At 42.5% G+C, this 25,455-nt stretch carries 29 protein-coding genes and 1 pseudogene; 17 read left to right on the top strand and 13 right to left on the bottom strand.

Translation table 11 applies throughout. The features are described 5' to 3' along the window. The first annotated feature begins 378 nt into the window (after positions 1–378). The 3 genes from FTV11_RS15585 to FTV11_RS15595 are packed head-to-tail and all read left to right on the top strand — an operon-like array spanning position 379 to position 3,522. Positions 379–1,605, top strand: a complete 1,227-nt coding sequence (locus tag FTV11_RS15585; protein ID WP_180074377.1) for an efflux RND transporter periplasmic adaptor subunit — start codon at positions 379–381, stop codon at positions 1,603–1,605. Next, on the top strand, positions 1,602–2,825 hold the full coding sequence (locus FTV11_RS15590; protein WP_078194314.1) for an ABC transporter permease: 1,224 nt from the start codon (positions 1,602–1,604) through the stop codon (positions 2,823–2,825). The genes FTV11_RS15585 and FTV11_RS15590 overlap by 4 nt, the downstream gene beginning before the upstream one ends. Next, complete coding sequence (locus FTV11_RS15595) at positions 2,818–3,522, top strand: ABC transporter ATP-binding protein (protein ID WP_078194313.1); 705 nt, start codon at positions 2,818–2,820, stop codon at positions 3,520–3,522. Before FTV11_RS15590 ends, FTV11_RS15595 begins: the two co-directional genes overlap by 8 nt. Positions 3,523–3,545: 23 nt before the next feature. Here FTV11_RS15595 and FTV11_RS15600 read toward each other — a convergent pair whose 3' ends face one another. Beyond that, entirely contained in the window at positions 3,546–4,928 is a 1,383-nt protein-coding gene (locus tag FTV11_RS15600; protein ID WP_120403232.1) for a heavy metal sensor histidine kinase, read from the bottom strand. Then, entirely contained in the window at positions 4,925–5,596 is a 672-nt protein-coding gene (locus tag FTV11_RS15605) for a heavy metal response regulator transcription factor (RefSeq protein ID WP_005177241.1), read from the bottom strand. Before FTV11_RS15605 ends, FTV11_RS15600 begins: the two co-directional genes overlap by 4 nt. Positions 5,597–5,701: 105 nt before the next feature. Between FTV11_RS15605 and FTV11_RS15610 the strand changes: the two genes are divergently transcribed. The 3 genes from FTV11_RS15610 to FTV11_RS15620 all read left to right on the top strand — a co-directional run bounded on the left by FTV11_RS15610 (position 5,702) and on the right by FTV11_RS15620 (position 7,015). Beyond that, complete coding sequence (locus tag FTV11_RS15610; protein ID WP_171263817.1) at positions 5,702–6,190, top strand: heme-binding protein; 489 nt, start codon at positions 5,702–5,704, stop codon at positions 6,188–6,190. A 10-nt stretch (positions 6,191–6,200) separates the two neighbouring features. Then, entirely contained in the window at positions 6,201–6,602 is a 402-nt protein-coding gene (gene uraH / locus FTV11_RS15615; protein ID WP_004981585.1) for a hydroxyisourate hydrolase, read from the top strand. A gap of 158 nt (positions 6,603–6,760) precedes the next feature. Next, on the top strand, positions 6,761–7,015 hold the full coding sequence (locus FTV11_RS15620) for a TIGR03643 family protein (RefSeq protein WP_078194347.1): 255 nt from the start codon (positions 6,761–6,763) through the stop codon (positions 7,013–7,015). On the opposite strand, the gene FTV11_RS15625 is transcribed toward FTV11_RS15620, so the two are convergent. Beyond that, entirely contained in the window at positions 7,012–7,164 is a 153-nt protein-coding gene (locus FTV11_RS15625) for a DUF2256 domain-containing protein (protein WP_078194309.1), read from the bottom strand. The genes FTV11_RS15620 and FTV11_RS15625 overlap by 4 nt on opposite strands. A gap of 3 nt (positions 7,165–7,167) precedes the next feature. Beyond that, on the bottom strand, positions 7,168–8,691 hold the full coding sequence (locus tag FTV11_RS15630; protein WP_120403231.1) for a cryptochrome/photolyase family protein: 1,524 nt from the start codon (positions 8,689–8,691) through the stop codon (positions 7,168–7,170). A gap of 383 nt (positions 8,692–9,074) precedes the next feature. Here FTV11_RS15630 and nudC point away from each other — a divergent pair, with 383 nt between their 5' ends. Continuing rightward, positions 9,075–9,848, top strand: a complete 774-nt coding sequence (gene nudC, locus FTV11_RS15635; protein WP_171407658.1) for an NAD(+) diphosphatase — start codon at positions 9,075–9,077, stop codon at positions 9,846–9,848. 159 nt (positions 9,849–10,007) lie between these two features. Here nudC and FTV11_RS15640 read toward each other — a convergent pair whose 3' ends face one another. From FTV11_RS15640 to FTV11_RS15650, 3 genes are all read right to left on the bottom strand, one after another. Beyond that, on the bottom strand, positions 10,008–10,205 hold the full coding sequence (locus tag FTV11_RS15640) for a hypothetical protein (RefSeq protein ID WP_120403230.1): 198 nt from the start codon (positions 10,203–10,205) through the stop codon (positions 10,008–10,010). A gap of 65 nt (positions 10,206–10,270) precedes the next feature. Further along, a complete protein-coding gene (locus FTV11_RS15645; RefSeq protein ID WP_180074364.1) occupies positions 10,271–10,498 on the bottom strand; it encodes a hypothetical protein in 228 nt (75 codons plus the stop codon). 103 nt (positions 10,499–10,601) lie between these two features. Beyond that, entirely contained in the window at positions 10,602–10,817 is a 216-nt protein-coding gene (locus FTV11_RS15650) for a cold-shock protein (protein ID WP_120403237.1), read from the bottom strand. A gap of 480 nt (positions 10,818–11,297) precedes the next feature. Here FTV11_RS15650 and FTV11_RS15655 point away from each other — a divergent pair, with 480 nt between their 5' ends. The 8 genes from FTV11_RS15655 to FTV11_RS15690 all read left to right on the top strand — a co-directional run bounded on the left by FTV11_RS15655 (position 11,298) and on the right by FTV11_RS15690 (position 19,473). Next, positions 11,298–11,846 carry a lipocalin family protein gene (locus FTV11_RS15655; protein ID WP_120403228.1) on the top strand — a complete coding sequence of 183 codons (549 nt, stop codon included), beginning with the start codon at positions 11,298–11,300 and terminating at the stop codon, positions 11,844–11,846. A 138-nt stretch (positions 11,847–11,984) separates the two neighbouring features. After that, positions 11,985–12,971 (top strand): acyl-CoA desaturase, encoded by a 987-nt coding sequence (locus tag FTV11_RS15660; RefSeq protein WP_180074366.1) that lies wholly within the window; start codon positions 11,985–11,987, stop codon positions 12,969–12,971. Beyond that, the gene (locus FTV11_RS15665) at positions 12,968–14,251 is read left to right on the top strand and encodes an NAD(P)/FAD-dependent oxidoreductase (RefSeq protein ID WP_180074368.1); all 1,284 of its coding nucleotides are present in this window, start codon (positions 12,968–12,970) and stop codon (positions 14,249–14,251) included. The genes FTV11_RS15660 and FTV11_RS15665 overlap by 4 nt, the downstream gene beginning before the upstream one ends. Positions 14,252–14,260: 9 nt before the next feature. Next, positions 14,261–15,055 carry a DUF1365 domain-containing protein gene (locus FTV11_RS15670; RefSeq protein WP_180074379.1) on the top strand — a complete coding sequence of 265 codons (795 nt, stop codon included), beginning with the start codon at positions 14,261–14,263 and terminating at the stop codon, positions 15,053–15,055. Then, the gene (locus tag FTV11_RS15675) at positions 15,052–16,248 is read left to right on the top strand and encodes a cyclopropane-fatty-acyl-phospholipid synthase family protein (protein ID WP_180074370.1); all 1,197 of its coding nucleotides are present in this window, start codon (positions 15,052–15,054) and stop codon (positions 16,246–16,248) included. The genes FTV11_RS15670 and FTV11_RS15675 overlap by 4 nt, the downstream gene beginning before the upstream one ends. A gap of 25 nt (positions 16,249–16,273) precedes the next feature. Then, on the top strand, positions 16,274–17,053 hold the full coding sequence (locus tag FTV11_RS15680; RefSeq protein ID WP_120403223.1) for a DUF1295 domain-containing protein: 780 nt from the start codon (positions 16,274–16,276) through the stop codon (positions 17,051–17,053). Between the two features lie 8 nt (positions 17,054–17,061). Then, on the top strand, positions 17,062–18,111 hold the full coding sequence (locus FTV11_RS15685) for a cyclopropane-fatty-acyl-phospholipid synthase family protein (protein WP_087549556.1): 1,050 nt from the start codon (positions 17,062–17,064) through the stop codon (positions 18,109–18,111). A gap of 39 nt (positions 18,112–18,150) precedes the next feature. Next, on the top strand, positions 18,151–19,473 hold the full coding sequence (locus FTV11_RS15690) for a HAMP domain-containing sensor histidine kinase (RefSeq protein WP_120403222.1): 1,323 nt from the start codon (positions 18,151–18,153) through the stop codon (positions 19,471–19,473). Here the strand turns inward: FTV11_RS15690 and FTV11_RS15695 are convergent. From FTV11_RS15695 to FTV11_RS15710, 4 genes are all read right to left on the bottom strand, one after another. Continuing rightward, complete coding sequence (locus tag FTV11_RS15695; protein ID WP_005177281.1) at positions 19,470–20,162, bottom strand: response regulator transcription factor; 693 nt, start codon at positions 20,160–20,162, stop codon at positions 19,470–19,472. The genes FTV11_RS15690 and FTV11_RS15695 overlap by 4 nt on opposite strands. Before the next feature lie 11 nt (positions 20,163–20,173). Then, on the bottom strand, positions 20,174–20,674 hold the full coding sequence (locus FTV11_RS15700; protein ID WP_180074373.1) for a chalcone isomerase family protein: 501 nt from the start codon (positions 20,672–20,674) through the stop codon (positions 20,174–20,176). After that, on the bottom strand, positions 20,650–21,222 hold the full coding sequence (locus tag FTV11_RS15705; RefSeq protein WP_086209426.1) for a nuclear transport factor 2 family protein: 573 nt from the start codon (positions 21,220–21,222) through the stop codon (positions 20,650–20,652). The genes FTV11_RS15700 and FTV11_RS15705 overlap by 25 nt, the downstream gene beginning before the upstream one ends. Positions 21,223–21,335: 113 nt before the next feature. Further along, entirely contained in the window at positions 21,336–22,229 is an 894-nt protein-coding gene (locus FTV11_RS15710; RefSeq protein ID WP_180074374.1) for a LysR family transcriptional regulator, read from the bottom strand. Positions 22,230–22,331: 102 nt separating this feature from the next. Here FTV11_RS15710 and trpB point away from each other — a divergent pair, with 102 nt between their 5' ends. Both trpB and trpA read left to right on the top strand, forming a co-directional pair. Further along, positions 22,332–23,543, top strand: a complete 1,212-nt coding sequence (gene trpB / locus FTV11_RS15715) for a tryptophan synthase subunit beta (protein WP_120403218.1) — start codon at positions 22,332–22,334, stop codon at positions 23,541–23,543. Continuing rightward, positions 23,540–24,325: a tryptophan synthase subunit alpha gene (trpA, locus tag FTV11_RS15720; RefSeq protein ID WP_180074376.1), complete on the top strand. Its 786-nt coding sequence runs from the start codon at positions 23,540–23,542 to the stop codon at positions 24,323–24,325. Before trpB ends, trpA begins: the two co-directional genes overlap by 4 nt. A 134-nt stretch (positions 24,326–24,459) precedes the next feature. On the opposite strand, the gene ribA is transcribed toward trpA, so the two are convergent. Both ribA and FTV11_RS15730 read right to left on the bottom strand, forming a co-directional pair. Continuing rightward, on the bottom strand, positions 24,460–25,062 hold the full coding sequence (gene ribA, locus FTV11_RS15725; protein WP_120403216.1) for a GTP cyclohydrolase II: 603 nt from the start codon (positions 25,060–25,062) through the stop codon (positions 24,460–24,462). Positions 25,063–25,347: 285 nt separating this feature from the next. Continuing rightward, positions 25,348–25,455: pseudogene (locus FTV11_RS15730) on the bottom strand (IS5/IS1182 family transposase); the annotation flags it as partial.

Here is a 25,455-nt window from a genome sequence, read left to right on the forward strand (position 1 = left end):
GAGATCCATGCACGTGTAGCAGTCCTTAACAGATTTACGGAATTAGGTCGCCCACTTACCCAAGTTACGCCTTAAATTTGGATCAATTAGGGGCGCTTTGCATTTCAAATCTTTGTGCAACAAAGCCTTTCATATAAGATTTTGAAATATATGAAAATATAGGTTTATTTTTGTTTGTTTGTTTGTTTGTTTGTTTGTTTGTTTGTTTGTTTGTTTAATCAATATTATGAAAAAATTATAACAGTAAGAGAAATTAATTTAATAAAAATGGTGTGCTTTTTTAATTTGGTGTGTTGTAACTAAATTTTCATATATATTTAACTAGACATTAATTATTCGATTCAAAAACTTTTCTTTAATCTGGCTTGGAGAATGGAATTGCTTGTTATTCGCTATAAGCCTTGGATCATGATTATACTACTGGTTTTGCTCGTCAGTTTTGCTACATATCGCTGGTGGCAAGGACCATTGCTGCCTAGTTATGAAGTCGTATCTAGTCCATTGATTCAAACAGTTGTCGCTTCAGGACGGGTAGAGAAAGTATCTCGGACTCAGATTGGTAGTGAAATTACAGGGGTTGTTCTTGAGCGATTGGTTCAAGAGGGAGATCGGGTCTCTCGAGGGGATATTCTTTTAGTACTGAAATCTGATGAAATTTCAGCGCAAGTGCGGCAGGCAGAAGCTGAATTAAAAGAACTCGAAACCACTAGACGCCCGCAAGCAGAAGTTGATTTAGCGAATGCCAAAGTACAATTAGAACAGGCTCAAAGAGAGGCGTTACGCAGACGAAATACCGAATCAGGAATATTATCAGCAGAGGAAAGGGAGAAATCGATAGAGGCAGAAAGACTCGCCCGTAATAATTTGGAATCAGCTCGATTAAAAGTTGCTTCACTTGCCCCAAATAAAGTTGAAGAGACAAAATTACGCGAACGACTCGCTGCACTACAAGCGCAACTTGCCAAGACCAAAATTCGTGCAGAAGTTTCAGGTATTATTTTAACGCGTAATGTTGAGCCAGGGGATCTGGTACAACCGAGTCAGACTCTCTTCACTATTGCACTGGATGGTGCGACTGAAATACGAGTGCCATTTGATGAACGAAATTTACCACTGCTGGCTTTACAACAAAAAGCCGCAGTGATTGCAGATGCCTATCCAAATCAATCTTTTCCTGCCCATATTAATTTTATTGCTCCAAGTATTGATGCTCAACGTGGCACAGTAGACGTCCGATTAACAGTTGATCCAGTCCCAGGTTTTCTGCGTCAAGACATGACGGTATCGGTAAATGTTGAAACCAACAAGCGCGAGCGAACCTTGGTCATTCCAAATGATGCTTTAAGCAGTATAAGTGGCAACAAGGCTATGGTTATTTTAGTAAGAGATAGAAAAATTCAACGTCATCTTATCACACTGGGTTTACGTGGTTTGGTTATGTCTGAAGTTGTAGCTGGAGTGAAAGAAGGTGATCACGTCCTTACCGATGCAGAATCAGTGCTTAAAGATGGAACTCGTGTCCGAATAGAGAAAACTAAACGTGTTTTCCAGAGTCAAACGGATCAGAAAAATAGCAAAAATGAATTACCGGTGAAATTCGATTGAAAAACTTTTTTAGGCGACTTTGGACCGAGTGGACCATCGCAATCAGTTTTTTGCGAGAGGGTCGCACACAGTCGATGATGATTACCATTGGCGTCGCGGTGGGGGTAGCGGTCATTGTGTTCATTAGCGCCTTAATTCAGGGTTTACAATCGAATATTGTAGAAAGGACTTTAGGGACACAAGCGCATATTCGTTTGCTCTCACCAGATGAGGTGAATCATATTGTGCCACCAGCAGCAGGAACACTTCAGTTGTTACTAGAAGATCAGCGTGCACAACGCTTACGTTCTATTAATAATTGGCAGCAGATTACTGGGACTTTAGATCATTTACCGGTGTTGACTGCGGTTTCTCCTGTGGTCTCTGGTCCTGCATTTGTACAGCGCGGAGATGCAATTCAATCTGTTGCATTGGTTGGTATCAACCTTGAACGTTATCAACAGATTATTCCGTTAAAGCAATATATGGTGAGTGGTGAATTACGGGTCAGTGCGGATAATGTATTAATTGGGCGTCAATTAGCCAAAGATTTGGGTGTGCAAGTCGGGAGCAAATTAAGATTAGATACTGGGCAACAGAAAAATGCAGTGGTGAATATCTCTGGAATATTTGAACTGGGCGTGCGTGAATTGGATGCGCGCTATGTCTATCTGGATTTGAAACAGGCGCAATCTTTACTTAATTTGCCTGGTGGGGTCACAGTGATTGATCTGACGATCCAAGATATTTTTCAGGCGGAGCAAATTGCCTCACAAGTTGGACGCCTGGCTGGATTAAAAGCAGAAAGCTGGATTGAAACCAATGCTCAATTAATGAATGCGATTACCGCTCAAAGTCTTTCGACCAACATGATTATTGTTTTTGTAGGGATTTCAGTCGCTTTTGGAATTGCCAGTGTGATGTCGGTGAGTGTGGTGCAACGGACTCGGGAAATCGGTATTTTACGTGCAACTGGGGCTACACAAACGCAAATTTTAAGAGTTTTCTTATTTCAGGGAGCAATTTTTGGTCTGCTTGGTTCGATGCTTGGTAGTGTTGTCAGTTATTGTCTAATTTGGGGATTTAATCAGTTTGGTCCCGGCTTGTTTTATATTTCGATTTCAATCAAGCTTATCTTGTCAGCATTATTCTTGGCGACTTTAACGGGAGTTTTGGCTGCTGCAATACCATCCCGTCGGGCTGCTGCACTCGATCCTGTGGAGGCAATTCGTCATGTCTGATTCATCTGAGGAAGTACTACGTTTAGAAGCATTGCGAAAGTCCTATAATGTTGGGCAACCTAATGAAGTGGAGGTATTACATGGGATTGATCTGTGTATTCAACGGAATGACTTTGCTGCATTAATTGGTCCTTCTGGTTCAGGCAAAAGTACTTTACTGAATATTCTTGGCTTATTAGATCAGCCTAGCTGTGGTGAGTTGTACTTGTTGGGTCAGGCAACAAGTCGTATGGATGATATGGCTCGGACAGCATTACGTGGCAACAGTATAGGTTTTGTGTTTCAATTTCATCATCTTATACAGGCCTTTACTGCCTTAAATAATGTGCTTATGCCATTAATGCTGAAGCAAGGTAAGCCAGATCAATCTGCGTTGCAATATGCCCATGAATTATTGGCCGCTGTAGGGTTAGATAAGTTCGCTGACCGTAAACCCAATGAGCTTTCTGGAGGGCAACAGCAACGCATAGCGATTGCACGTGCACTGATTACTCAGCCTGCACTATTGTTGGCCGATGAACCGACAGGTAATCTTGATACTCAAACTGCTGCGGAAATGTTTGAATTATTTCGTAAAGTTCATCGCGAACATGGCTGTGCAGTATTATTGGTGACTCATGATCCTAGATTATCGGCAACCTGTGATCGAACCATTAATTTGGTGGATGGGAGAATTCAGAGTGATTCCAAAAAATGATATAAGCTCAGTGTGAATGTGAATCACGTATCTGGGAAAAGCAGTTCAAAGCATATACCTTCTGCGCTATTAATCGCCTGATACATCCCTTGATGAAGCGTCATAATAGATGCCACAATGGATAGTCCCAAACCACCTGTTTGATGATAACTTTGTCTACTGGAACTGCATTGATAAAATCGCTCAAAGATATGCGGCAAATGTTCCGGGGCAATTTCTAAACCACTGGTCACGACCGATAGCGCAATCATAGGCAGTTTGTTGATGATCTTTCGATAGCTATGCACATAAATAGTCCGGCGCTTGCCGCCATGAATCAGGGCATTGGAGAGCAGATTATACAGAGCTTGTTGTAACTGTTCTGGATCTGCCAATAGCTCAGTTGCCTCAAGCTTTAAAACAAAATTGCAGTGTTGTTCTTCGGCTTGATACTCAAAAATGCTGAAGATATTTTCTATAAAGGATTGAAGTTGGATTTTTTGTCTGTTTAAGCAAACCTTCTGCGCATCTGCACGTGCCAGAAATAACATGCTGTCAATCATTCTTTTTAAGCGTTGATAGTCCTCTAGGTTGGAAATCAGCACTTCCTGATATTGTACGGGACTGCGTTCACTCATGAGTAAAATTTCGGTTTGTCCTATTAAATTATTCAATGGTGTTCTAAATTCATGCGCAATGTCTTCTGAAAAACGATTCAGCTGGCTATATCCCAGCTCAATACGGTCGAGCATGGCATTGATATCGGAGGCTAGTTGTGCAATCTCTTGAGGGGGATAGGGCAGATTGAGTCGCTGTTCAAGTTGCTGAATATTTATCGCATGGGTTTGTTCTCGCAGGGTTCTTAATACTTTTAATCCCAGATGGCTAGCAATAGCACAAAGGATGAAAATCGCCAAGATACCTGTGAAAACATAAATGACAAGGCTCTTTTGAAAAGGTGCAATGATGCCTAAACGTTCAGACCACTGTTTGCCTGCAATTAACAGATACGGCTGGCGATTAATTTGAATAGTTTTCCAGGCAATGCGGGTGGGATAAGCATGCGCCGATAAATCTTGGAATTGAATTTGGGGCTGATGGGTAAATTCAGGTAGAGGAATGCCAAGAGGATTAATGCTGATCAGCGCCTGATCACCCTGAATCAATAAAAACAAATTATCCTGATTTCCCAACATGTTTTGATACAGCTTCGGGCGAGCGATAATCTGTTCAATATTGCTACTGTCTTGTAGTAATATTTCCAGTCGCTCAATTCGCTCAATCAAAGCCCTATCTTGCTGAGCAATTAAAATCTGGTTGATACCCAGATAGGTCATAAATGCTACACCGCACAAGACCATTGCAGCACACCCTGTAACCAAGAGTGTTAATCGGAGTTCTAGCGAACGAATCGGTTTCAACATTATTTCTCTGCCGAAATTTTATAGCCCAAACCGCGAACAGTATGAATTAACTTTATATCATGTCCCTCATCAATTTTACTACGTAAACGCCTTACCGCTACATCAATAAAATTGGTATCGGTATCAAAATTGATCTGCCAGACTTCAGAAGCTATTTGCCTGCGCGTAATAATTTCATTCGGATGGCGCAGCAGAAAGCGCAAAAGGTTGAATTCTTTTCTACTGAGTTCTATCGACTGCTCGTTACGCCAGACTTTATGATGGATCAAATCCAATTTCAGATTGGCAATTTCTAATTGGTTTTCCTGTGCATACTGCTGGCGCCTAAGTAGACTTTTAATTCGGGCCAGTAATTCAATATAAGAAAAAGGCTTGGCCAGATAATCATCGGCGCCCAGTTCCAAACCTTTGACCCGATCAATCACCTGATCTTTTGCTGTAAGAAAAATGACCGGAATTTGGGAAAATTGTCGCAAGACTTTCAGGACTGCCCAGCCATCAATATCGGGCAACATTACATCTAATATGACTAGGCTATATGCATGCATCTTTAACTTTTCCAAACCTTCTAGTCCTGAATGGACGCATTGCGCCTCATAGCCAGATTCATTTAACCCTTTAACCAGATATGAGGCGATCTTCGCTTCATCTTCGATAATTAGAATACACATTTTGTTCAGACTCATTTTAAAGATGACAACTTTGTAATGTGATTGTCATCCTTCAAATCATTCAGGTTGTATAAGATTTTTAAAACTTAATTCAGGGCAATCATGATGAACAAACTCAAAGGGCTTATTGCAACAGTAATGCTGATGAGTAGCAGTACTTTTGCACAATCCGTTCAATTCAATCAAGTTTATTCACTTGATTCTCAGTCAGCACGAACTCTTACGGATGCTGCGGTGACTGCGTGTCAAAAAATACAGCACAATATCGCTGTGGTGGTGGTGGATCGGGGCGGAAATACGTTAATGGCAAACAGGCATGAAACTGTCGGACCGCATAATTTGGGCGCAGCTGAAAAGAAAGCCTATACCGCCTTATCGACCAAAACGGCGACTATGTTGTTAAGTCAAAATGCCAATGAAAACAAGGATGCAAAAAATTTAACCACCTTATCTAATCTACTGCTGTTGGGTGGCGGCCTACCTGTGAGTTATGAAAATCAGGTGGTCGGTGCCATTGGCGTTGCCGGAGCAGGGGGTGCAAAAAATGACCATTACTGCGCTGAAACAGCTGTTAAGTCTATTTTCAATCCTTAAGGAATTCATCATGTTTAAAAAATTATTGCCACTTTCAACACTATTGTTGACCTCAATGACTTTCGCACAAACTAACCCTTTAAGTGTGCATGTGTTGAATCTAGAAAATGGTCTACCCTCAGCTCAAGTCGAAGTGGTACTCGAAAAAAGTACTGGGAATAAATGGGTGAAGTTAAATCAGCAATATACTGGTCCTAATGGCCGTATTACTGGATTGTTTCCTGAAAATCAGAAGCTTGAAGCCGGTATTTATAAAGTTACTTTTAAAACTGAGGACTGGTTTAAAAAAAATAAGCAAGATACTTTCTTTCCTGAAGTTCCTGTAATTTTTAAGGTAGATGGAAGTGTCAGCCATTATCATATTCCTCTACTTTTAAGTCCTTATGGATATTCGACTTATAGAGGTAACTAAGACTTAACAGGGCTAGTTTAACTAGCCCTTTTATTCGTGCTGAGTCCGTAAACTAGAGAAAAATCACAAAAAATTCATGATTTTATTGTTATTCTTTTAGTCAGATTAAAGTCGATAAAGCTTATTGACGCTTCGTGATGATTAAAAACGAGAATGGTATGAATCAATTTTCTGAAGAGGACTTATCCAGAATTATAGAAATGGCTTGGGAAGATAGAACTCCTTTTGAAGCTATTTTATGTGAGTATGGTTTAAATGAAGCGGCGGTGATCCGCTTGATGCGGCAAAATATGAAAGCATCGAGTTTTAAAATGTGGCGTGGACGCGTCACCGGCCGAAAAACCAAACATCTGCAACTGCGTTCACCCGACGTGATACGGGCCTATTGTTCACGGCAATACAAGCGTTTCTAAGCGTTTGATTTTGACCGCTGTCTGGACTCACGTTTACATCGTTCAGAACAGTATCTGACTTCCTCCCAGCAGCGTTGCCATTTTTTGCGCCAAGTAAAAGGACGCAAACAGTGCATACAGATTTTTTCAGGAAAATGCTGTTTTTTCATGGTTTATAACTCATCAATCCGGCTAAGAAGTTGCTGGGCATGGCTGATAATCTGAGGCCGATCTTTAAGCTTGTCCAGCTGTCGATAGATCATGCACATACGTGGATGAGTACGGAATGTCGCTTCATGCCGGATCATGAAATACCAGTACAGGCTGTTGAAAGGACAGCTGTCCGGTTCGGTACGGGTTTTGACATTGTAGCTACAGTGCTTGCAGTAATCCGACATCTTATGGATATAATTGCCCGAAGCCCCATAGGGCTTGCTGGCCATTAAGCCACCATCGGCATGCATTACCATGCCCAAGGTGTTCGGTAGTTCTACCCATTCATAGGCGTCGGCATATACTGCCAGATACCACTCACTGATCTGCTGCGGGTCTACACCCGTTAACAGGGCAAAATTTCCAGTCACCATCAAACGCTGAATATGATGTGCATACGCATGCTGAAAAGTATTACGGAAACACTCAGCCATGCAGTTCATCTGAGTGCGGCCAGTCCAGTAAAATTGTGGCAACGGGGTTGAGTACTGCAGCGCATTGCGGCTGGCATACTCCGGCATGTACAGCCAGTAAATTCCGCGGACATATTCGCGCCAGCCGAGGATTTGCCTGATAAAACCTTCCACTGCATTCAGTGGTGCATGACCGGCATAGTAGGCCGTTTCTGCGGCATCACAGACTTCTCGCGGCAGCAGCAAGCCACAGTTTAGATAAGGCGAGAGCAGGCTGTGAAACAGCATGTCTGCACCCTGAACCATGGCATCCTGATAATCTCCAAAATGCGGCAAACTGTGGGTAATGAAATGCTCCAGTGCAAGCAGAGCATTGCTACGTGTGGTGGCCCAGCGGAAGTTGTCAAGGCTGCCAGCGTGAAGCGGAAACTCGCGCTCAACCATTTGCATTACATCCAGATCAATCTGATCGCGTTCAAAATGAAGTGTTGGAGGCAATGGTGGAGTGCCTGACCATGCCTTGCGATTGGCGCTGTCATAGTTCCACTGTTGTCCAAGCGGCTGCTGTCTCTGCATCAAATAACCGGTCTGTTTACGCATTTCCCGGTAAAAATATTCCATGCGCAACGTCTGGTAGCGACTGGCAAAGTGGCGGAACTGCTCCAGACTACAGAAAAAACGGTCGTCATTCAGGCACTGTACGGGCAGTTGTAGCCGTGGGCTCCAGTGCTGTTGAATCTGCTGCTGCAAGCGGTATTCTCCGCATTGGGTCATGACTAGTTCTGTGACAGGGAACAGTTGTTGCTGTCCCTGCACAAAATCTAGCAGGCTGCGAATCGGACTTCCGGACTGAAAAGCATGATAACGTACACGCCAGCCCTCGGCCTTGAGCTCTTTGGCAAAATGACGCATGGCGCTAAAAATCAGGGCAATTTTCTGCGGATGATGCGCGACATACGTGGCTTCCTCAACCACTTCGGCCATCAGGATCACATCCTGGGTACGGTCCAGCGCTTTGAGCGTAGCAAGCTGATGATGAAGCTGGTCACCCAGAATTAAACCGAAACGCATACCTATCTCAGAACCAGTGAAAGAGAGCGCAGTGTAAAGCCGAACAGTTCAATTTTTTGTGAAAATAAAGATCAACGCGCATGTTGAATCAATTCAACTCGACCAGATGACCAGCTGGCATTGCACAGGAATCATGATTGCTGCAATAAAAGACTGTCCATCTCTGTAATGCTACAGCCCATTGATGAAATTCACATTGCATCATTCCTTAATGCATAGGTGGTGTGAAAATTATGTGATTTTAATCAAAAAGATACAAATTATTATGGTTGTAATTCAGGCAGCTTGCACCTAGTATCTGCTTAGAAGTTACTCCATGTAAGCTTCCTTAGTTTTGTCCCATACACTCCTATGTATGGGATTTTTTTTAATCAGTGGATGTCATGAGCATGCATTCAAAAGCATATATTTTTAGACAGCAGCAATTACTGGTGGATGAACATTTTCAGTTGCCGCAGGTAGAAAAACTGCAGCACGACCTGGATCTGTCGGAAAATGGCCAAGTCATTGCACGGGATCTAAAAGAAAATGAATCAGTACCCGAAGGTTATCAACTGGTCCCGATCCGGCAACTGGTACAGGTCTGGAGCAGGCCACAGTTTGAAGAGGCCAGCCGTGCGGTACAGTTGCTAGAATGGCGCCGTAATCACCGCTTTTGCAGTAAGTGCGCTCACGCCACCCAGCAGCACGCCAGCCAGTATGCCATGGTCTGTCCATCCTGTGGCTATAACCAGTATCCGCGGGTAAATCCTTGTGTGATTACTATCATCACCCGCGGCGAAGATGAAATTCTGTTGGCAAAAAATGCCCGCAATAAAACCCAGATGTATAGCCTAATTGCAGGATTTGTTGAAGTGGGCGAAACCTTGGAGGAGGCAGTACGCCGTGAGACGCTGGAAGAAGTTGGGCTGCAGATCAAGAATATTCAATATCTGGCTAGCCAGCCCTGGCCGTTTCCTAGCAACCTGATGATGGCTTTTAGGGCAGAGTATCACTCGGGTGAGATTCAGATTCAGGAAGATGAACTCAGCGATGCACAATTTTTTAAGTTTAATCAGTTACCAGAGATTCCGTTTAAAGGTAGTATCGCTTATGCAATGATTCAGCATGTGATGCATGGAATGCCTGTGGCAGATGACAGCAAAGAGTGGCTTTGAAATTTTGAACAAAATATAGTGCGCATTCTCGCTCTTTTAAGGGCGAGTTAAGCCACTAGAAATTTAAAATTATTATATGAGTTATAAATAATATAAAGCGATAATATATAAATATTTTTATATTATCATCTTTGTTTTAGCTGTGAGTAGTTCATCGACTTAAATAATTTTGAAAATTTTTCCGCTTGAAGTACTTTGGAAAAACATTTCAAAACTGGGCCGAATATCTTCACCATCCACGGTTATATATTTGATATGGGAGTAAGACTGGCTAGCACTAAAATGGCGCTCAACCGTGGCCTGAATAGAATATTTGATACCAAATTGGTCTTTCACATTTAGATTTTGTTTAAACATTAGTTCACCTTTAACAAGATTATGGCAGAGCGACTATTCAATTAATTAAGCAATATAGTATTTTTTTAAATAACTTTTTGATTTATCTTAAATAATTTATTTAAAGACATATAAAATGTACGACCATCTAAATTTAAATCTACCTCAATTCCAGATTCCAGCAGAACTCTTTTACCCACTTCAATTTCTTTAAAACCTTGACGTGTATTCTGCATTTTATTTAAGGGAATTAAAGAAACGATAATTTCAGCACCATTTTTAGATTTTGCAATTAATTCATTAACTTTTAACAATTTATATCCTGTTTTTATGATTTTTTCCAATATGGAACAACAACTTTTTTCTTTAAAATTAAAAAAGCACTGAGTAGTGCTTTTTCAACTCGTATTTTAGTGCTTATATAGCAACAATATTGACCGCATTCGGTCCTTTTTGACCTTGAGCAATACTAAATTCAACCTGTTGGCCTTCGAATAAGGTTTTAAAACCTGAGTTGGCAATTTCACTGAAGTGCGCAAAAACATCTGGACCTGATTCTTGTTGAATAAAACCAAAACCTTTAGTTTCATTGAACCACTTAACCGTACCTTTAACAATATTTGAGTTTGACATAATAAATCCTACTGATTTTTTAATAATTTTAGCCATTTTATTGACTGCTGATAACTTGGAAAATAATAATGAATGAGACTTAAAATCTAAAAAAACGAAGGATTATGAATAAAACGACGATACTTAACAGAGATTGAATGAAACAAGACTTTTTTCTAGTTAGGATCACTATACATTAAAAATAAATTTAATCAAGTTTTTTTATATGTATATTTAATTATCTTATAAAAGACATCTGAATCTGGAAAGAGTCTGTTGATCTGGTTGACTTTTTTTAACAAGTCTATTGACAGCACTGATACATTCAAACAGAAAAAACTAATTTACCGCTTAAAAATGGGATCCAATAAAAATGATTTTACCTATTTTTTCAGGCTATAAAATTGAAATTTTGCCTACATTCGTCCTGCATTTAATCTTCACATTTTGTTCACATCGACTTGGGTTATCTTAATCTTGGAAATCAAATAAGGCTTAAAAATGAAGATGCTATTAAAGTCAGTTTTTGCAGTTACAGCGTTAGCCATCATCTGCTTAAGCTTTACAGCTCAAGCTGAAACGGTTACCCCTCGGGCAGTCAATCAGGTTGATATCCAGAAGTATGCTGGTAAATGGTATGAAATTGCGCATTTACCGATGTATTTTCAGCGTAAATGCGTATCGAATATCTCGGCACACTACATTGTCAATGCCGATCAGACTATGGGCGTATTAAATAGCTGCCGGATTGAAAATGGTGAAATGATCAGCTCTGAAGGGGTGGCCTATCCGCAAAATCAGGGCAACAGCAAACTAAAGGTCAGCTTTTTGCCGCCAGGTTTAAGATGGATTCCGTTTACCAAAGGGCATTACTGGGTATTACGCGTGGATCCGGAATATAAAGTGGCACTGGTCGGTGGACCGAGTACCAAATACCTGTGGATTTTATCGCGTGAACCGCAACTGGATGAAGCCATCTATAAGTCTTATCTGGAGACAGCAAAATATTATGGTTATGACATCACAAAACTGATCAAATTGTCGCATTAATCTGTTAACCTTTTGCCGAACTGACCACTCTCTCTACACAGTTCGGCTTTTTTTATTTCATTTCACATAAAATTCATATCTGACTGATTACACTCATCAAATAGAATAAAGACAATCGCTTGAAAATAGGATGAGTCCATGTTGAAAAGTCTGATGCGATGGATAGACAGCTGGTCTACACCCACAGCGCCCGAAACACTGACGGCTGAAAACAGCAAGATTCAGTGGCTGAGGATTTTACCCTTTATTCTATTACATCTAGCCTGTCTCGCCGTGTTCTGGGTGGGAGTGTCATGGTTTGCGCTGGGCTTTATGCTGGCGTTCTACCTCATCCGCATGTTTTCCATCACCGCTTTTTTTCATCGTTATCTGTCACATAAAACTTTTCAGACTTCGCGTTTAGTACAGTTCCTGTTTGTGTTGATGGGTACCATGAGTGCGCAGCGTGGCCCGCTCTGGTGGGCGGCGCACCACCGTTATCACCATCGCTATACCGATACCTTGCAAGACCCGCATTCCTCCACGCATGGTTTTTGGTACAGCCACGTTGGCTGGTTTTTAAACGAATATAACTTTGCCACGCGTAAAGAACTCATTAGAGATTGGCTGAAATATCCGGAACTGATCTGGCTGGACCGTTTCAGTTTAATTGTGGTGCTGCTGACCGCGGGCGGGATTTATGCGCTAGGGGAGTGGCTGGCCACGGCTTTACCTCAACTCGGCACTTCCGGCCTGCAATTGCTGGTCTGGGGATTTGTGGTCTCCACTGTGTTACTGCTCCATGCCACTTTGTGTATTAACTCACTGGCGCATCATTATGGCAGCCGGGATTTTGACACTGAAGATCACAGTCGCAACAACTTATTCTTATCCATCATTACCTTAGGCGAAGGCTGGCACAACAATCACCATTATTATGCCGGCAGTACCCGGCAGGGTTTTTACTGGTGGCAGATTGATGTGACCTATTACCTGCTGAAACTCATGTCTTTGTTCGGGCTGGTCTGGGGACTCAAGCCGATTCCGGCACGGGTCTATGAAGCCAGTAAAATTGCCCAGGCTCGGAAACAGAAAAAAGCCGCTACGGCAGGCACTCACACGATTCAATCGAAGGAATCACCATGAAAATTGCGATTATTGGTTCAGGTATTTCCGGTCTGTATGCCGCCTGGAAACTCAGCAAAGTGCATGAAGTCACGGTCTTTGAAAAGAATAATTACTTTGGAGGCCATACCGATACCCATCAGCTGAATATAGACGGCGAACAGGTCGCAGTAGACAGTGGCTTTATTGTGTTTAACGAGCACAACTATCCACTGTTCTGCGCCATGCTGAAAGAACTCGGGATTCAATCGCAAAGCAGTGACATGGGCTTTTCGGTGAACAATCAGGTCACGGGCTTGCAGTACAATCCATCGAAAAAATTCTCGCTGCTGTTTAGACCGCAAAACTTTTTAAAGGCTGATTTTCGCGCGATGTTGTCGGATCTGTTCCGCTTCTATGCCGCCAATAAAGATCTGGATGTGGAGCAGGTTGATGCACAGCTCAGTATTGATGAATATCTGAATCAGCATGGTTATTCTGAAGCCTTCCGTCAGGAACATCTCTATCCGATGTGTGGAGCGCTGTGGTCCTGCCCGGTGGAGCAAGCCGGACAGATTCCCTATAAATTTGTGGTGAGCTTTTTCCAGCACCATCGCATGTTGCAATTAAAAGACCGGCCGTTATGGCTTACGGTCAAGGGGGGATCAGCTCGCTACGTTCGTGCGATTCAGTCCCAGGCGAATATTACCTTCCGCAAGATGGGTGTTCTGCATGTATCCCGCAGTGCCAATGATGTACTAGTTGAAACAGCACAGGGCACCGAACGTTTTGACTGGGTCGTGTTTGCCAGCCATGCTGATGATAGTCTGAAATTACTGAAAGACCCTTCTGCGCAGGAACTGGATGTACTCGGTAAGTTCCGCTATCAGGATAACCGTATGGTGGTGCATTCCGATACCCGCATCATGCCCAAATCCAGACGCCAGTGGGCCAGCTGGCATGTGCATGTGACGCCGAGTCAGGCTGCTGAACATACCCCATTCCAGCACAGCGGCATTCATTATGGTTTCAGTTACTGGATGAACCAGCTGCAGAACCTGAAATGCAAAACCCAGGTCTTTGCCACCCTGAATCCTAATTTTGCCCTGAATCCGAAAAAAGTCTGGGTAGAGCGGTATTACCGCCATCCGGTGTTTGATGCCCCGGCGATTGAAGCACAACAACGCTGGAGCGAGGTTAATGCCCAGAACCGGACTTCATACTGCGGCGCCTATTGGGGTTGGGGCTTCCACGAAGATGGGGCGCGCAGCGCAGCCTGGGTGGTCGATCAGCTATTGCAGCAGACTGAGCAGGTGGCCTAGGAGCACATGATGCAGATCTATCCACTGGCGATCGCCGCTGCCGAAATTCGGCATCGCCGTTATTTGCCCAAAGCCCATGCTTTTGAGACCCAGCTGACCTATTTATGGTTTGATCCGGATCAACTCTCGACCTTTACCCGAAAATCCTGGCTGTGGTCCTCTAGCCGCTGGAATTTCCTGACCCTGGATGAGCGTGACTTTCTGACCATGGAATGTGGTTCGATTCGGCAGAAGGTCGCACGCCTGCTGATCAAGCGGGAAAACTATCTGTTATCGCATGCCGCTTCCATCCGGGTGCTGGCTTTGCCGCGCACACTCGGCTTTCGCTTTAATTCCGTGGTGTTTTATCTGGTCTTTGGTGCCACCGATCAACTGCTCTTTGTCCTCAGCGAAATCACCAACACACCGTGGAATGAACGTCAGGTCTATATCCACGAATGCCGGAACAATACAGCTGAACATGCTCCGTACCAGAGCCACCAGTTTGATTTTAAAAAGGCTTTCCATGTATCGCCGTTCATGCCGATGGCACTGGATTACCGCTGGCGCTTCAGCTTCTCCGATCAGCAGAACGTGATTCATATGCAGCTGTTTGAGCAGGGCGTGCTGCAATTCGATGCCACGATGCAATTTTCCCTGCAGGCCATCACGGTTCCTTCACAGCAGCATCGCTATGCTGTGCTGAAAGTTCTTGAACCCTTCAGGATGATCAGCGGAATTTATTTGCATGCCTTTCGTTTATGGAAAAAGAAAATTCCGTTTTACCGGCATCCTAAAAAAGAAAAAGGAAACACATTGCAATGAAAACACTATTCATGGGAGAGCAAAGCACACTGCCGGTAGTATTACGGCATTTGCTGAAATTACGGCATGGTCAGCTGATTTTTAAAGGCGTCTGGAACGGGTCGGTCGGGGAAAACAGCGATCTTGAGGCTGTGATTCAGGTGTATGATGCCCGTCTGATGGAACTGTTGTTCCGTAATGGTGTGCTCGGTGCAGCAGAGGGTTTTATCCGCGGTTACTGGAGCAGTGAAGATCTGGTCAATGTGATCCGCATTTTGGCACGTAACCGCGATGTGCTGGATCTGATGAATCAGAATGCAGTGGCCAAAGCCAGCCAGTTACTGTTAAAGGTCTGGTATAAATCGCGCAAGAATTCGATTGATGGCAGCCGCAAAAATATTGCCGAGCATTATGACCTGAGTAATGACTTTTTCAAGCTGTTCCTGGATTACAGCATGATGTATTCCAGTGCGGTGTTTAAAGAGCCGGGCATGAGCCTGGAACAGGCTTCGGATTATAAAAAAGAGCTGATCTGCCAGAAACTGCAACTCAAACCGATGGATCATTTGGTCGAAATTGGCAGCGGCTGGGGCGGTTTTGCCATTTATGCCGCGCAGCAGTATGGCTGCAAAGTCACCACCATCACCATTTCCAGAGCACAGTATGATGAAGCCGTGGCCCGGGTCGCTGCAGCCGGACTGTCACATCGTGTGACTGTGCAGCTGAAAGATTACCGTTTACTGGAAGGCAAATACGACAAGCTGGTGTCGATTGAAATGATTGAAGCAGTGGGTGAGCAATATTTATCCACCTATTTCCAGAAATGCCGTGAGCTGCTGAAACCGAATGGTCTGGCCCTGATTCAGGCCATCACCATTGAAGATGCACGCTATGCCAAAGCCCTGAATACCGTGGACTATATCAAGCGCTATATTTTCCCAGGCAGTTTTATTCCCTGTATCAGTGTCATGACCCAGACCGCTTCCGAACAAAAACTGCGTCTCAAACATCTGGAAGATATCGGCCAGAGCTATGCCCAGACCTTGCACCACTGGCGTCAGCGTTTCTTGCAGCAGCATGATCAGGTCCTGCAACTCGGCTTTGATGAGCGTTTTATCCGCATGTGGGATTTTTATCTGTGTTATTGCGAAGGTGGCTTCCGCGAAGGCGTGATCAGTGATGTACATCTGCTGTTCGAAGCCAGTGCCTACTAAGCCAAGATAAAACAGGAGGGACGAAATGCTGCTGAATTTACTGATGCTGAATGTCTTCATCATGCTCTGTAGCTGGGTGTTGGTGACCTATAACCGCAGAGCAGGGCTAGTCGATGTCGCTTGGAGTTTCAGTATTGCCCTAAACATGATTATTGCCGCTTGGGCGATTCACAGTGCACCACTGTTGGTTCGGTTATTTCTGGGACTGGCGAGTGGGATCTGGTTTTCACGGCTGACTTGGCATCTGTTACGGCGCTATGCCAATGAAACCCAAGAAGACACGCGTTATGCCAACATGCGCCGAGCGATGGGGGATTATCAGCATCTTGGTTTTCTGGTGTTTTTTATATTTCAGGCAGGTTTGGCGCTACTGTTTTCCTACCCAATGCTGAAGTTGTTAAGTATCTCGACCGAGCAATGGAATGACTGGACTTTGGTCACTGTGATTGGGGCGGGTATGATCATGCTCTTGGCTTTGATAGGTGAAAGCACTGCCGATCAGCAACTTTACCGTTTTAAGCTAGATCCACAGAATCAAGGTAAAACCATGGATCAGGGCTTGTGGAAATATTCGCGCCATCCGAATTATTTTTTTGAATGGCTGCATTGGTTTGCCTATCCAGTGCTCGGTTTGGCAGCAGGATGCTATGAATTATGGATATATCCACTGCTGATGTGGCTATTCTTGTACTACTTTACAGGTATTCCCTTTAGTGAAAAACAGGCGCTCGCCCACCGTGGCGACAACTATAAAGACTATCAACGACGAACTTCAATGTTTATTCCGTGGCCACCCAAAGAGTAGGTAAATACATGGACTTTATGATTAAAAAAACCTTAGAACTGATCGAAAATGGCAAGGTGCCAGACCCAGTGATTCGTGCAGGCATTCGTACTTTAAGCAAAAAACGTTTGGCACAAGAAGGTCGGTTTAACCCCGCATTGGCAGCGCAGCGCTATATGGATGTGCTGACCATGCTGAAAAACAGCGAAATTGCCATTGAGACAGACAAAGCCAATGAACAGCATTATGAACTGCCGACCGCATTTTTTCAGGCAGTACTCGGTAAGCGTTTGAAATATAGCGCGAGTCTCTTTGAACATGCCGATACAACGCTAGACCAAGCCGAAGAAGCTGCTCTTGCATGCTATTGCCAGCGAGCACAACTGAAAGACGGGCAGGATATTTTGGAAATTGGCTGCGGTTGGGGTTCTTTAAGTCTATATATGGCCGAGCGTTATCCAAGGGCCCGTATTACAGTCGTGTCAAATTCTTCAACGCAGCGCGAGTATATTCAGGAACAAGCCCGTTTAAAAAAACTGGATAACCTGACGGTGATCACTTGTGATGTCAATGTGTTGCAACTTGAACCTGCCTCTTTTGATCGTGTGGTGTCAGTGGAGATGTTTGAGCACGTGCGTAACTATCAAAAACTATTTGAAAATATCAGTATTTGGCTCAAACCAAATGGCTTATTGTGGTGTCATATTTTCTGTCATCGTTTCTTGCATTATCCTTTTGAAGTCAAAAATGAGTTTGACTGGATGTCGCAATATTTCTTTAGTGGTGGTTTGATGCCAGCAGCCTCAACTTTCCTACATTTTCAGCAGCATTTACAGCTAGAACAGCACTGGCAATGGGCGGGCACGCAGTATGAACGTACCGCAAATGCTTGGCTAGAAAATATGGATGCTAAACAGGCCGAGCTAAAGCCCTTATTTGAACAAACTTATGGCGCGGATGCCGCAATCTGGTGGCAACGCTGGCGGATTTTCTTTATGGCCTGTGCCGAGCTGTTCGGTTATGAGCATGGACGCGAGTGGGTGATCGGTCACTTTCTGTTTAAAAAGAAAACCGTATAATTGAATGGCGAATCGGATGGGGTAGCGGGGAATGCACCAATGTTAAAGCTGTTCAGGGACAAACACGATCATCCTCTGGGTGAGGTGTTTAACCGCTATTACTGGCTGCAAATCGGATTCATTGCCTTGTCTGTGGTGATTGGGATTGCCTGTAGTGCCTGGGTAATCAAGGGTTCCTTGCTCAGAACTGCACTGGAACAGGAAATGTCACACTACTGGCAGCGGCTGGAACGTAATCCGGCTGCTGAACTGCCCGACACCAAAAACCTGTATGGTTACCGCTGGAACGATGTCCCACCGCTCCAGTTTCGACACATGCAGCTTGAGCAAGGAGTGAATCGGCATTTTGTCGATGGCAAGGAGCGCATGACTGTGTATGGTGAAAAAGACGGACAGCATGTCCTGTTGGTCTTTGGCGAAAGCAACGTCAACAAGCTGGTGTGGCTGTTTGGTCTGGCACCGCTGATGGTCAGCCTGTTTGTGCTATATAGTGTGCTGTGGTGGTGGAACCGTCGGGCCCGGCGCTATTTTTCCCCGATTACCCGTCTGGCCAATGCGCTGGAATATATCGACTGGGAACATCAGAAAAATCAGGCTTCGCCTTTTCAGGACATCCGCACCGACTCTAATCTGGAAGCTGAATACCTCAAGCAGGCGCTGGAAAAATATCATCAGGTATTAAGCGAATTTATTCAGCGTGAGCGTGAATTTACCGGAGATGTCAGCCATGAGCTGCGCACGCCACTGACCATTTTAAAAGGCAATGTGCAGCTGTGTCAGGCACGCTATGGCGACAACAAGTCCTTTACCCGCCTGCATAACACCATTGAAGACATGCAGCTGCTGGTCGATACCTTGCTGGCAATTGCCCGCAATACCACCAACACTTTAACTGCTGAACCGACCATGCTTTCAGAATGTCTGGACAATCTTGTGCAGGATCTGGAGAGTGTCAGTCATAACAAAGGCATGCAGATAGACCTGCAAAAAGACCTCGATGAACAGCCGCGTAAACTTTATCCATCCATGACCAAAATGGTGTTTGGCAATATTCTGCGCAATGCGCTGAACTATTCACAGGGCACAGAAATTGATGTGATTATGGAAAAAAATAAAGTACTGATTGCTGACAATGGAGTCGGCATGCCTTTACCTAACAATTCTAAAGTTCAGGAACTGTCTGGTCAGCAGCTACAACTGGAAATCAAAGGGCATGGTATTGGATTGCAATTGGTGCAAAAGCTATGCAAACAGCTAGGTTGGCGTGTGGAGCTGTTTGACAGGCAATATTATCTTGACACTCATCAGAATGTTGATCTAGCAATGACCACTGGACTGATTGTTGTTGTGTACCTAAATTAGGCTTCATCTTCGAAAGCAATCTTTAAACCAATCCCAGATATGGTGTGAATCAGCTTTTGTTCAAAGGGTTTATCGACCATTTTTCGTAAATTATAGATATGACTGCGCAGAGCATCACTTTCTGGCTCTTCGTCACCCCAAAGCTGCATCATAATTTCCTGTTTGGTCAGTACTTTAGGAGAATGTCGCATTAGTAGCTTCAAAAGTTTAAACTGAATCGGAGGCAATTCAATGTTCTGCCCAGCTCGAGTTAGCTGTTGTGTTGCTGGGTCCAAAATTAGGTCATGAATTTGCAGACGACTGCTAGATACTTCACCCAGGGAACGTTTGATCAGGGCCTTGACCCGAACCACTAGCTCGTTAAAGTCAAAGGGCTTGACCAGATAATCATCCGTGCCGGAATTGAAGCCTTTAAGTTTGTCATCCAAGGTATCCCGAGCGGTAAGCATCAAGACAGGTAAGTCCAACCCCTCTTCATTGCGTAACCACTCGCACAATTCATAACCAGAACCATCAGGCAAATTAATGTCTAGTAGCAAGATATGGTAGCGTTGCTGTTTCAGTAATTGTCTAGCAGCACTCAGATTGCGGGCGTGATCGACCACAAAGCCATGTTCTTCAAGAAACTCGCATAGGGTAGAGGCCAGTTCATAATGGTCTTCAACCATGAGGATAAAATGTTTGGACATAGTCGCGGATACTAATTTAATAATTGCTGTTTTAATTTAGCACTAAATGGCTGGGGACCAAGCCATATATTAAAATATTGCTGGGCCAGCGGATGCTGCAGCTGCCCTAAATTTTTCCGGTTGAGGGATAAACTTAGGGTTTGCGTGGCATGGCTGTATTTCAAGCGGTAGAGATCACCTGATCTGACCGGACGATACAAATCGCTGATCGGATTGAAAATGGCCTGGATGTTGGGGTCTTTGACATTACGCTTGAGCAGATGTGTAGCTGCACGCTTAAATGCCCATTCAGGAATATTTTGAGTATAGGAAAAATCCATCTGGATATTCTGTTCTTTCCAGGACTGACTACAGTTTTGGGCAAAATAACTGGCCATACCGACCTGTTTTTGGCCCACCATCAGCGGGCCATTGCCACATTGATTCAAGCTTTGCGCCTGCGCCCATGGACTGAAGCTACATCCCATCAGTAACGTGGTACTGATGGCTATTTTTTGAAAGGCAGTAGCCATGAATAGGCCCCTCCGACATAAGGTAGTGAACGGTACAGACCATTCGCCGGGTCCCAGAAATCTTGCTGGAAAATAATCTGATGGTTTGGGTTGACCTTTATTTCACTGATTCCAAATGAATCCATTGTTCGTGTCTTGCCGAACATTTTAAAATCATAAACCATATGCCAATGCACATAGGCTGAGTCTTGATGATATGAAGTATTTAATAGACTGACAGTTACATTACTCACTCGCTGGTTCATACCTTGAAAATGTTCAAGCAGTTTTTTACGCGATGAAAATTGCGACAGGGTATCGTTAATAAAAAGCTGATCTGCATACAGTGCTCCAGCATTTTCAACGAATTTAGGTGTGCCCAAGGTATTAAATGCCGAAGTGAAGCGGGTACCGATTTCTAGTGCTTTTGCATCATCTAAGGGTATTCCTTGAATACTCGCTCTGGCATTTGCATAATCAGAGGAATAACGAGGAACACTTTTACATCCTGACAGGAAAAGCACTGGTAAGGATAAAGCAATTGCCATTAACGTTTTGACTTGATTCATATTCACTGTCCATCTTCACAGTTTATCTCCCCACTTTAGAGAGGCTAAAGTGAACAGAATGTGAAGATAGATACTAAAGACAGTACATTGAATAGAATTTTGGTGATCAAAGATTAAATTTCACTTTCCCTTTTTTTCTCAGCTATTAACCAATCAATGATATTCATGACATCAGGATTCTCATTATTTTTTCTGACTATGGCATAAAAATTATAGTCACAATAGATAAAACCAAAAGGGGCAATGACCCTTCCATTTAATATTTCTTTTTCTACTAGAATTTGAGGTGCTATCGCAATTCCTAAGCCTGAAACAGCCGCCTCTATCATTAAATTGAGACTATCAAAATAACGATCATTCGCTTTTGGGGAAAAGTAAATCTTGGACTGATTAAACCATGTATGCCATGCACTTTTATTTGAGCGGGTATGAAGTAATGGATAATTTAAAAGATCATTTTTTGTATGAAGGGGATTTATTTCACGATTATAAACAGGCCCCATGTTATCGGGAAATAACAGATATTTATTCAAAAAGTTGGGAACTGTATGATTTTCACTGATGCTATTGATAAATATGTCAATTTTCTCTTTTTCTAACAATTTTAAGTCGTTACATGTCATTAATTTGATATGGATATTGGGATAGATGACTTCGAGCTTTTCTAATCGGGGAATCAGCCAATTTGCCATAAAACTATGAGAAGCGCCTATTACCACTTCTACTTCAGATGTCTTATTAGTTAACTCAAAGACGCATTGTTCTAAACGATTAAAAAGATGCGTACAAATTCTAGATAATTCTTCTGCATCCGTTGTCAGAGAAATGGTAGAGGAATGCCGAATAAACAATTTTTTATCCAACCATTCTTCTAACTGCTTTATTTGATGGCTAATCGCGCTATGGGTTACACATAATTCTTCCGCAGCTAAGCTGAAACTTTTATTTCTAGCCACAGCTTCGAAAGCTTTTAAAGCATTAAGAGGAGGTAATGTTCTACGTTTCATGTTGTAAAATTTTCTAACACCATAAGCTCAAAATATATCAATTATCATAAAAATGAAAATATTTTAAGATCGAACGAGTTTTGATAGTAAAAGAGATATGAGATGACAACCCCTTATACAGGTAATGGTCCTGATGACTTGGGATTTTTTGGTAAATTTGGCGGATGTTACATGCCAGAGAGCTTAATGCCAGCACTTCAAGAATTAGAGCAAGCCTTTAATACTGTTCGGCACAAACCGGAATTTTGGGCTGAATATCAGCAGATTTTAACGGACTTTGTTGGTCGTCCGAGTCCTCTTTTTTTTGCAAAAAACCTAACAGCTTATGCAAGCGGCGCTCGAATATATTTCAAGCGAGAAGATTTGAACCATACGGGTGCGCATAAGATTAATAATTGTGTAGGGCAAATCTTATTAGCCAAATTTATGGGTAAAACCAGAATCATTGCAGAAACGGGTGCTGGGCAACATGGTGTTGCAACAGCAACGGTTTGCGCGCTGTTTAAGATGAAATGTACCATTTTTATGGGAGAAACAGATATTCAGCGGCAACAAATGAATGTTGAACGTATGAAATTACTCGGTGCTGAAGTCAGAAGTGTTCAAAAAGGTCGTGGGACTTTAAAAGATGCGATGAACGAAGCATTACGTGACTGGATTAGTCATGTTAATACAACCTATTACCTGTTGGGTACTGGCGCAGGCCCTCACCCATATCCGACGATGGTCAGAGAATTTCAAAAAATTATTGGTTTAGAAGCCAGAAACCAAATACTGCTCAAAGAAAATAAATTACCGGATGCTTTGGTTGCTTGTGTTGGTGGTGGATCAAATGCATTGGGGTTGATGCATCCCTTTCTAGAAGACCTGAATGTCAAAATGTTTGGCGTTGAGGCAGGTGGAAAAGGAACAAATAGTGGTGAACATGCCGCCTCTATTTGCAAAGGTCAAGTTGGTGTGCTGCATGGCAATTTAACCTATTTATTACAAGATTTAGACGGGCAGATTTTAGAAGGGCATTCTATATCGGCTGGCTTAGATTATCCTGGTGTCGGCCCTGAGCATGGCATTCTGTTTGAAACAGGACGTGTGAGATATACGGCTATAACCGATCAAGAAGCTGTAAATGCATTTCAGCTTTTAAGCCAACAGGAGGGTATTATTCCTGCGCTTGAGAGTTCCCATGCAATTGCGTATGCGATTCAACTTGCTCAAGAAATGCAGCCAGAACAGATCATTATTGTCAATTTAAGCGGCAGAGGTGACAAAGACTTAAACACGGTCAAAAAATATCTTGCAGGAGCTACAGCATGAACCGTCTAGATCAAAAATTAGAGCAATTGAAACTGGAAAATCGAAGTGGTCTGGTCTGTTATTTTACTGCTGGAGATCCTAATTTCGCAGAAAGTTGTCGTCTGTTGAGCCAATTAGGTCAAGCTGGGGCTGACATTATTGAAGTGGGTATTCCATTTTCTGATCCAGTGGCAGATGGGGAAATCATTCAAGCAGCGCATCTTAGGGCTTTAGGTGCAGGTCAAACGGTGAAACAGACCATTGAGTTGGTAAAAGTAATCAGGCTGCATGATGACCAGACACCAATAATTTTCATGACTTATTTAAATCCGATTATACAATATGGTTTTGAGAAACTTATCGCCGAAACAGAAAACCTTATAGATGGAATATTGATTTTAGATGTTCCATATGGATATCGAGAAAAATTTGAGGTGCAGTTAAATGAAAAAAATATGCATTTAATTGCAATGACCGCGCCGACGACACCAGTTGAAAGGTTGGAGCAAATTTCAGCACGCGCGACAGGATTTTTATATCATGTTGCAGAAAATGGATTAACAGGAGGAGACTTCAATCTATCTAATCTTGAGAAAAAGATGACTGAAATTAAGCCGATTTTTAATATTCCTGTTGCAATTGGTTTTGGGATCAAAAATGAAAGCCATGTTAAAGCACTAGCCAATAAAGTAGATCTTATTATCATTGGCTCAGCGCTTGTCGATACTTTTTTTAATAAGGGAATGAATGCAACTTTAGAAAAAGTCACAGTTTTTTCACAAATCCTGAGAGAAAATAAATAATAAGCCAGCTCCTTTGATAGGTATTTGCGTATTCTTTAAAACCATAATTAAATATAAAACAGTATTTATCTTAGTCTTCTCCCGAGAGGGAGATGGAACTTTATACGTGGATTTTTTTCTAAAAGTGATCGCTTTTAAAAATCACTATTATCATATAGATGTGACATGCGTTTTTGCTTTGTTTCTAGATAAGCTTTGTTAAAGATATTTAAACCAACTTTTAAAGGAATACGTTCAACAACATTAATTCCTAAATCAGTTAAAGATTTAATTTTAAGGGGATTATTTGTAATGAGTTTTACATTCTTTATTTTTAAATAATCTAACATAATGGTACACATATCATATTTACGAGCATCTGCTGGTAAATTTAATAATAAATTGGCTTCAAGAGTATCATGTCCTTGATCTTGAAGTGCGTAAGCTCGAATTTTATTGGTTAGTCCTATGCCGCGACCTTCTTGGCGTAAGTATAAGATCACACCTTGACCTGCATCATTGATCATTTTCATAGTTGAATGTAATTGTGGACCACAGTCACATTTCAGTGAAGCAAAAGCATCACCTGTTAAGCATTCTGAATGAATTCTAACAAGTACTGGTTGATTAGAAATAGTATTCATGCCTTTGGCAAGAGCAATATGTTCTTCACCAGTACTTTGGTCTTGAAATGCTATAATTTCAAAATTGCCAAATGCAGTAGGTAGTTTTGATTTTGAAACAAATTCTATAGCCATTGAAGAATACACCTATATAAATTTATATTTGATACGATTTACTTAATCTATCTTAAAAGCATCGGCTAAATTTTTTACAATTATAAATTTCAGCGTTTTACTCTCAATTAAAGAGTATGTATCTGATAGTGAATTTTATGTGAAATGTTATTTAGAATATTTTTATTAGCGTTCTGCTTTGTTGCAAAAACACTCAAAAGCTGAGGCTTGTCTAAACCATCAATATTTAAGATAAGTTGGTTTTTTTTGTATAGTTAATTAAATTTATTAGATTTCTTTCATAAGTCATTTTTCACTCAGCTCCAAGTTATAAATTCCAGCAATTAGATTGAATCTTAATGCTAGTCTTTTGCCTCGATTGCGATATCGCTCAGCAAGAATTTTGAAGGTTTT

This window comes from Acinetobacter sp. YH12231 (assembly GCF_013417755.1).
Taxonomy (GTDB): Bacteria; Pseudomonadota; Gammaproteobacteria; order Pseudomonadales; family Moraxellaceae; genus Acinetobacter; species Acinetobacter amyesii.

Coding starts and splice junctions, on each gene's coding strand:
- FTV11_RS15595 (WP_078194313.1), top strand. CDS start 2,818: ATGTCTGATTCATCTGAGGAAGTACTACGTTTAGAAGCATTGCGAAAG.
- FTV11_RS15605 (WP_005177241.1), bottom strand. CDS start 5,596: ATGTGTATTCTAATTATCGAAGATGAAGCGAAGATCGCCTCATATCTG.
- FTV11_RS15610 (WP_171263817.1), top strand. CDS start 5,702: ATGAACAAACTCAAAGGGCTTATTGCAACAGTAATGCTGATGAGTAGC.
- uraH (WP_004981585.1), top strand. CDS start 6,201: ATGTTTAAAAAATTATTGCCACTTTCAACACTATTGTTGACCTCAATG.
- FTV11_RS15620 (WP_078194347.1), top strand. CDS start 6,761: ATGAATCAATTTTCTGAAGAGGACTTATCCAGAATTATAGAAATGGCT.
- FTV11_RS15625 (WP_078194309.1), bottom strand. CDS start 7,164: ATGAAAAAACAGCATTTTCCTGAAAAAATCTGTATGCACTGTTTGCGT.
- FTV11_RS15630 (WP_120403231.1), bottom strand. CDS start 8,691: ATGCGTTTCGGTTTAATTCTGGGTGACCAGCTTCATCATCAGCTTGCT.
- nudC (WP_171407658.1), top strand. CDS start 9,075: ATGAGCATGCATTCAAAAGCATATATTTTTAGACAGCAGCAATTACTG.
- FTV11_RS15640 (WP_120403230.1), bottom strand. CDS start 10,205: ATGTTTAAACAAAATCTAAATGTGAAAGACCAATTTGGTATCAAATAT.
- FTV11_RS15650 (WP_120403237.1), bottom strand. CDS start 10,817: ATGTCAAACTCAAATATTGTTAAAGGTACGGTTAAGTGGTTCAATGAA.
- FTV11_RS15655 (WP_120403228.1), top strand. CDS start 11,298: ATGAAGATGCTATTAAAGTCAGTTTTTGCAGTTACAGCGTTAGCCATC.
- FTV11_RS15660 (WP_180074366.1), top strand. CDS start 11,985: ATGTTGAAAAGTCTGATGCGATGGATAGACAGCTGGTCTACACCCACA.
- FTV11_RS15665 (WP_180074368.1), top strand. CDS start 12,968: ATGAAAATTGCGATTATTGGTTCAGGTATTTCCGGTCTGTATGCCGCC.
- FTV11_RS15670 (WP_180074379.1), top strand. CDS start 14,261: ATGCAGATCTATCCACTGGCGATCGCCGCTGCCGAAATTCGGCATCGC.
- FTV11_RS15675 (WP_180074370.1), top strand. CDS start 15,052: ATGAAAACACTATTCATGGGAGAGCAAAGCACACTGCCGGTAGTATTA.
- FTV11_RS15680 (WP_120403223.1), top strand. CDS start 16,274: ATGCTGCTGAATTTACTGATGCTGAATGTCTTCATCATGCTCTGTAGC.
- FTV11_RS15685 (WP_087549556.1), top strand. CDS start 17,062: ATGGACTTTATGATTAAAAAAACCTTAGAACTGATCGAAAATGGCAAG.
- FTV11_RS15690 (WP_120403222.1), top strand. CDS start 18,151: ATGTTAAAGCTGTTCAGGGACAAACACGATCATCCTCTGGGTGAGGTG.
- FTV11_RS15695 (WP_005177281.1), bottom strand. CDS start 20,162: ATGTCCAAACATTTTATCCTCATGGTTGAAGACCATTATGAACTGGCC.
- FTV11_RS15700 (WP_180074373.1), bottom strand. CDS start 20,674: ATGGCTACTGCCTTTCAAAAAATAGCCATCAGTACCACGTTACTGATG.
- FTV11_RS15705 (WP_086209426.1), bottom strand. CDS start 21,222: ATGAATCAAGTCAAAACGTTAATGGCAATTGCTTTATCCTTACCAGTG.
- FTV11_RS15710 (WP_180074374.1), bottom strand. CDS start 22,229: ATGAAACGTAGAACATTACCTCCTCTTAATGCTTTAAAAGCTTTCGAA.
- trpB (WP_120403218.1), top strand. CDS start 22,332: ATGACAACCCCTTATACAGGTAATGGTCCTGATGACTTGGGATTTTTT.
- trpA (WP_180074376.1), top strand. CDS start 23,540: ATGAACCGTCTAGATCAAAAATTAGAGCAATTGAAACTGGAAAATCGA.
- ribA (WP_120403216.1), bottom strand. CDS start 25,062: ATGGCTATAGAATTTGTTTCAAAATCAAAACTACCTACTGCATTTGGC.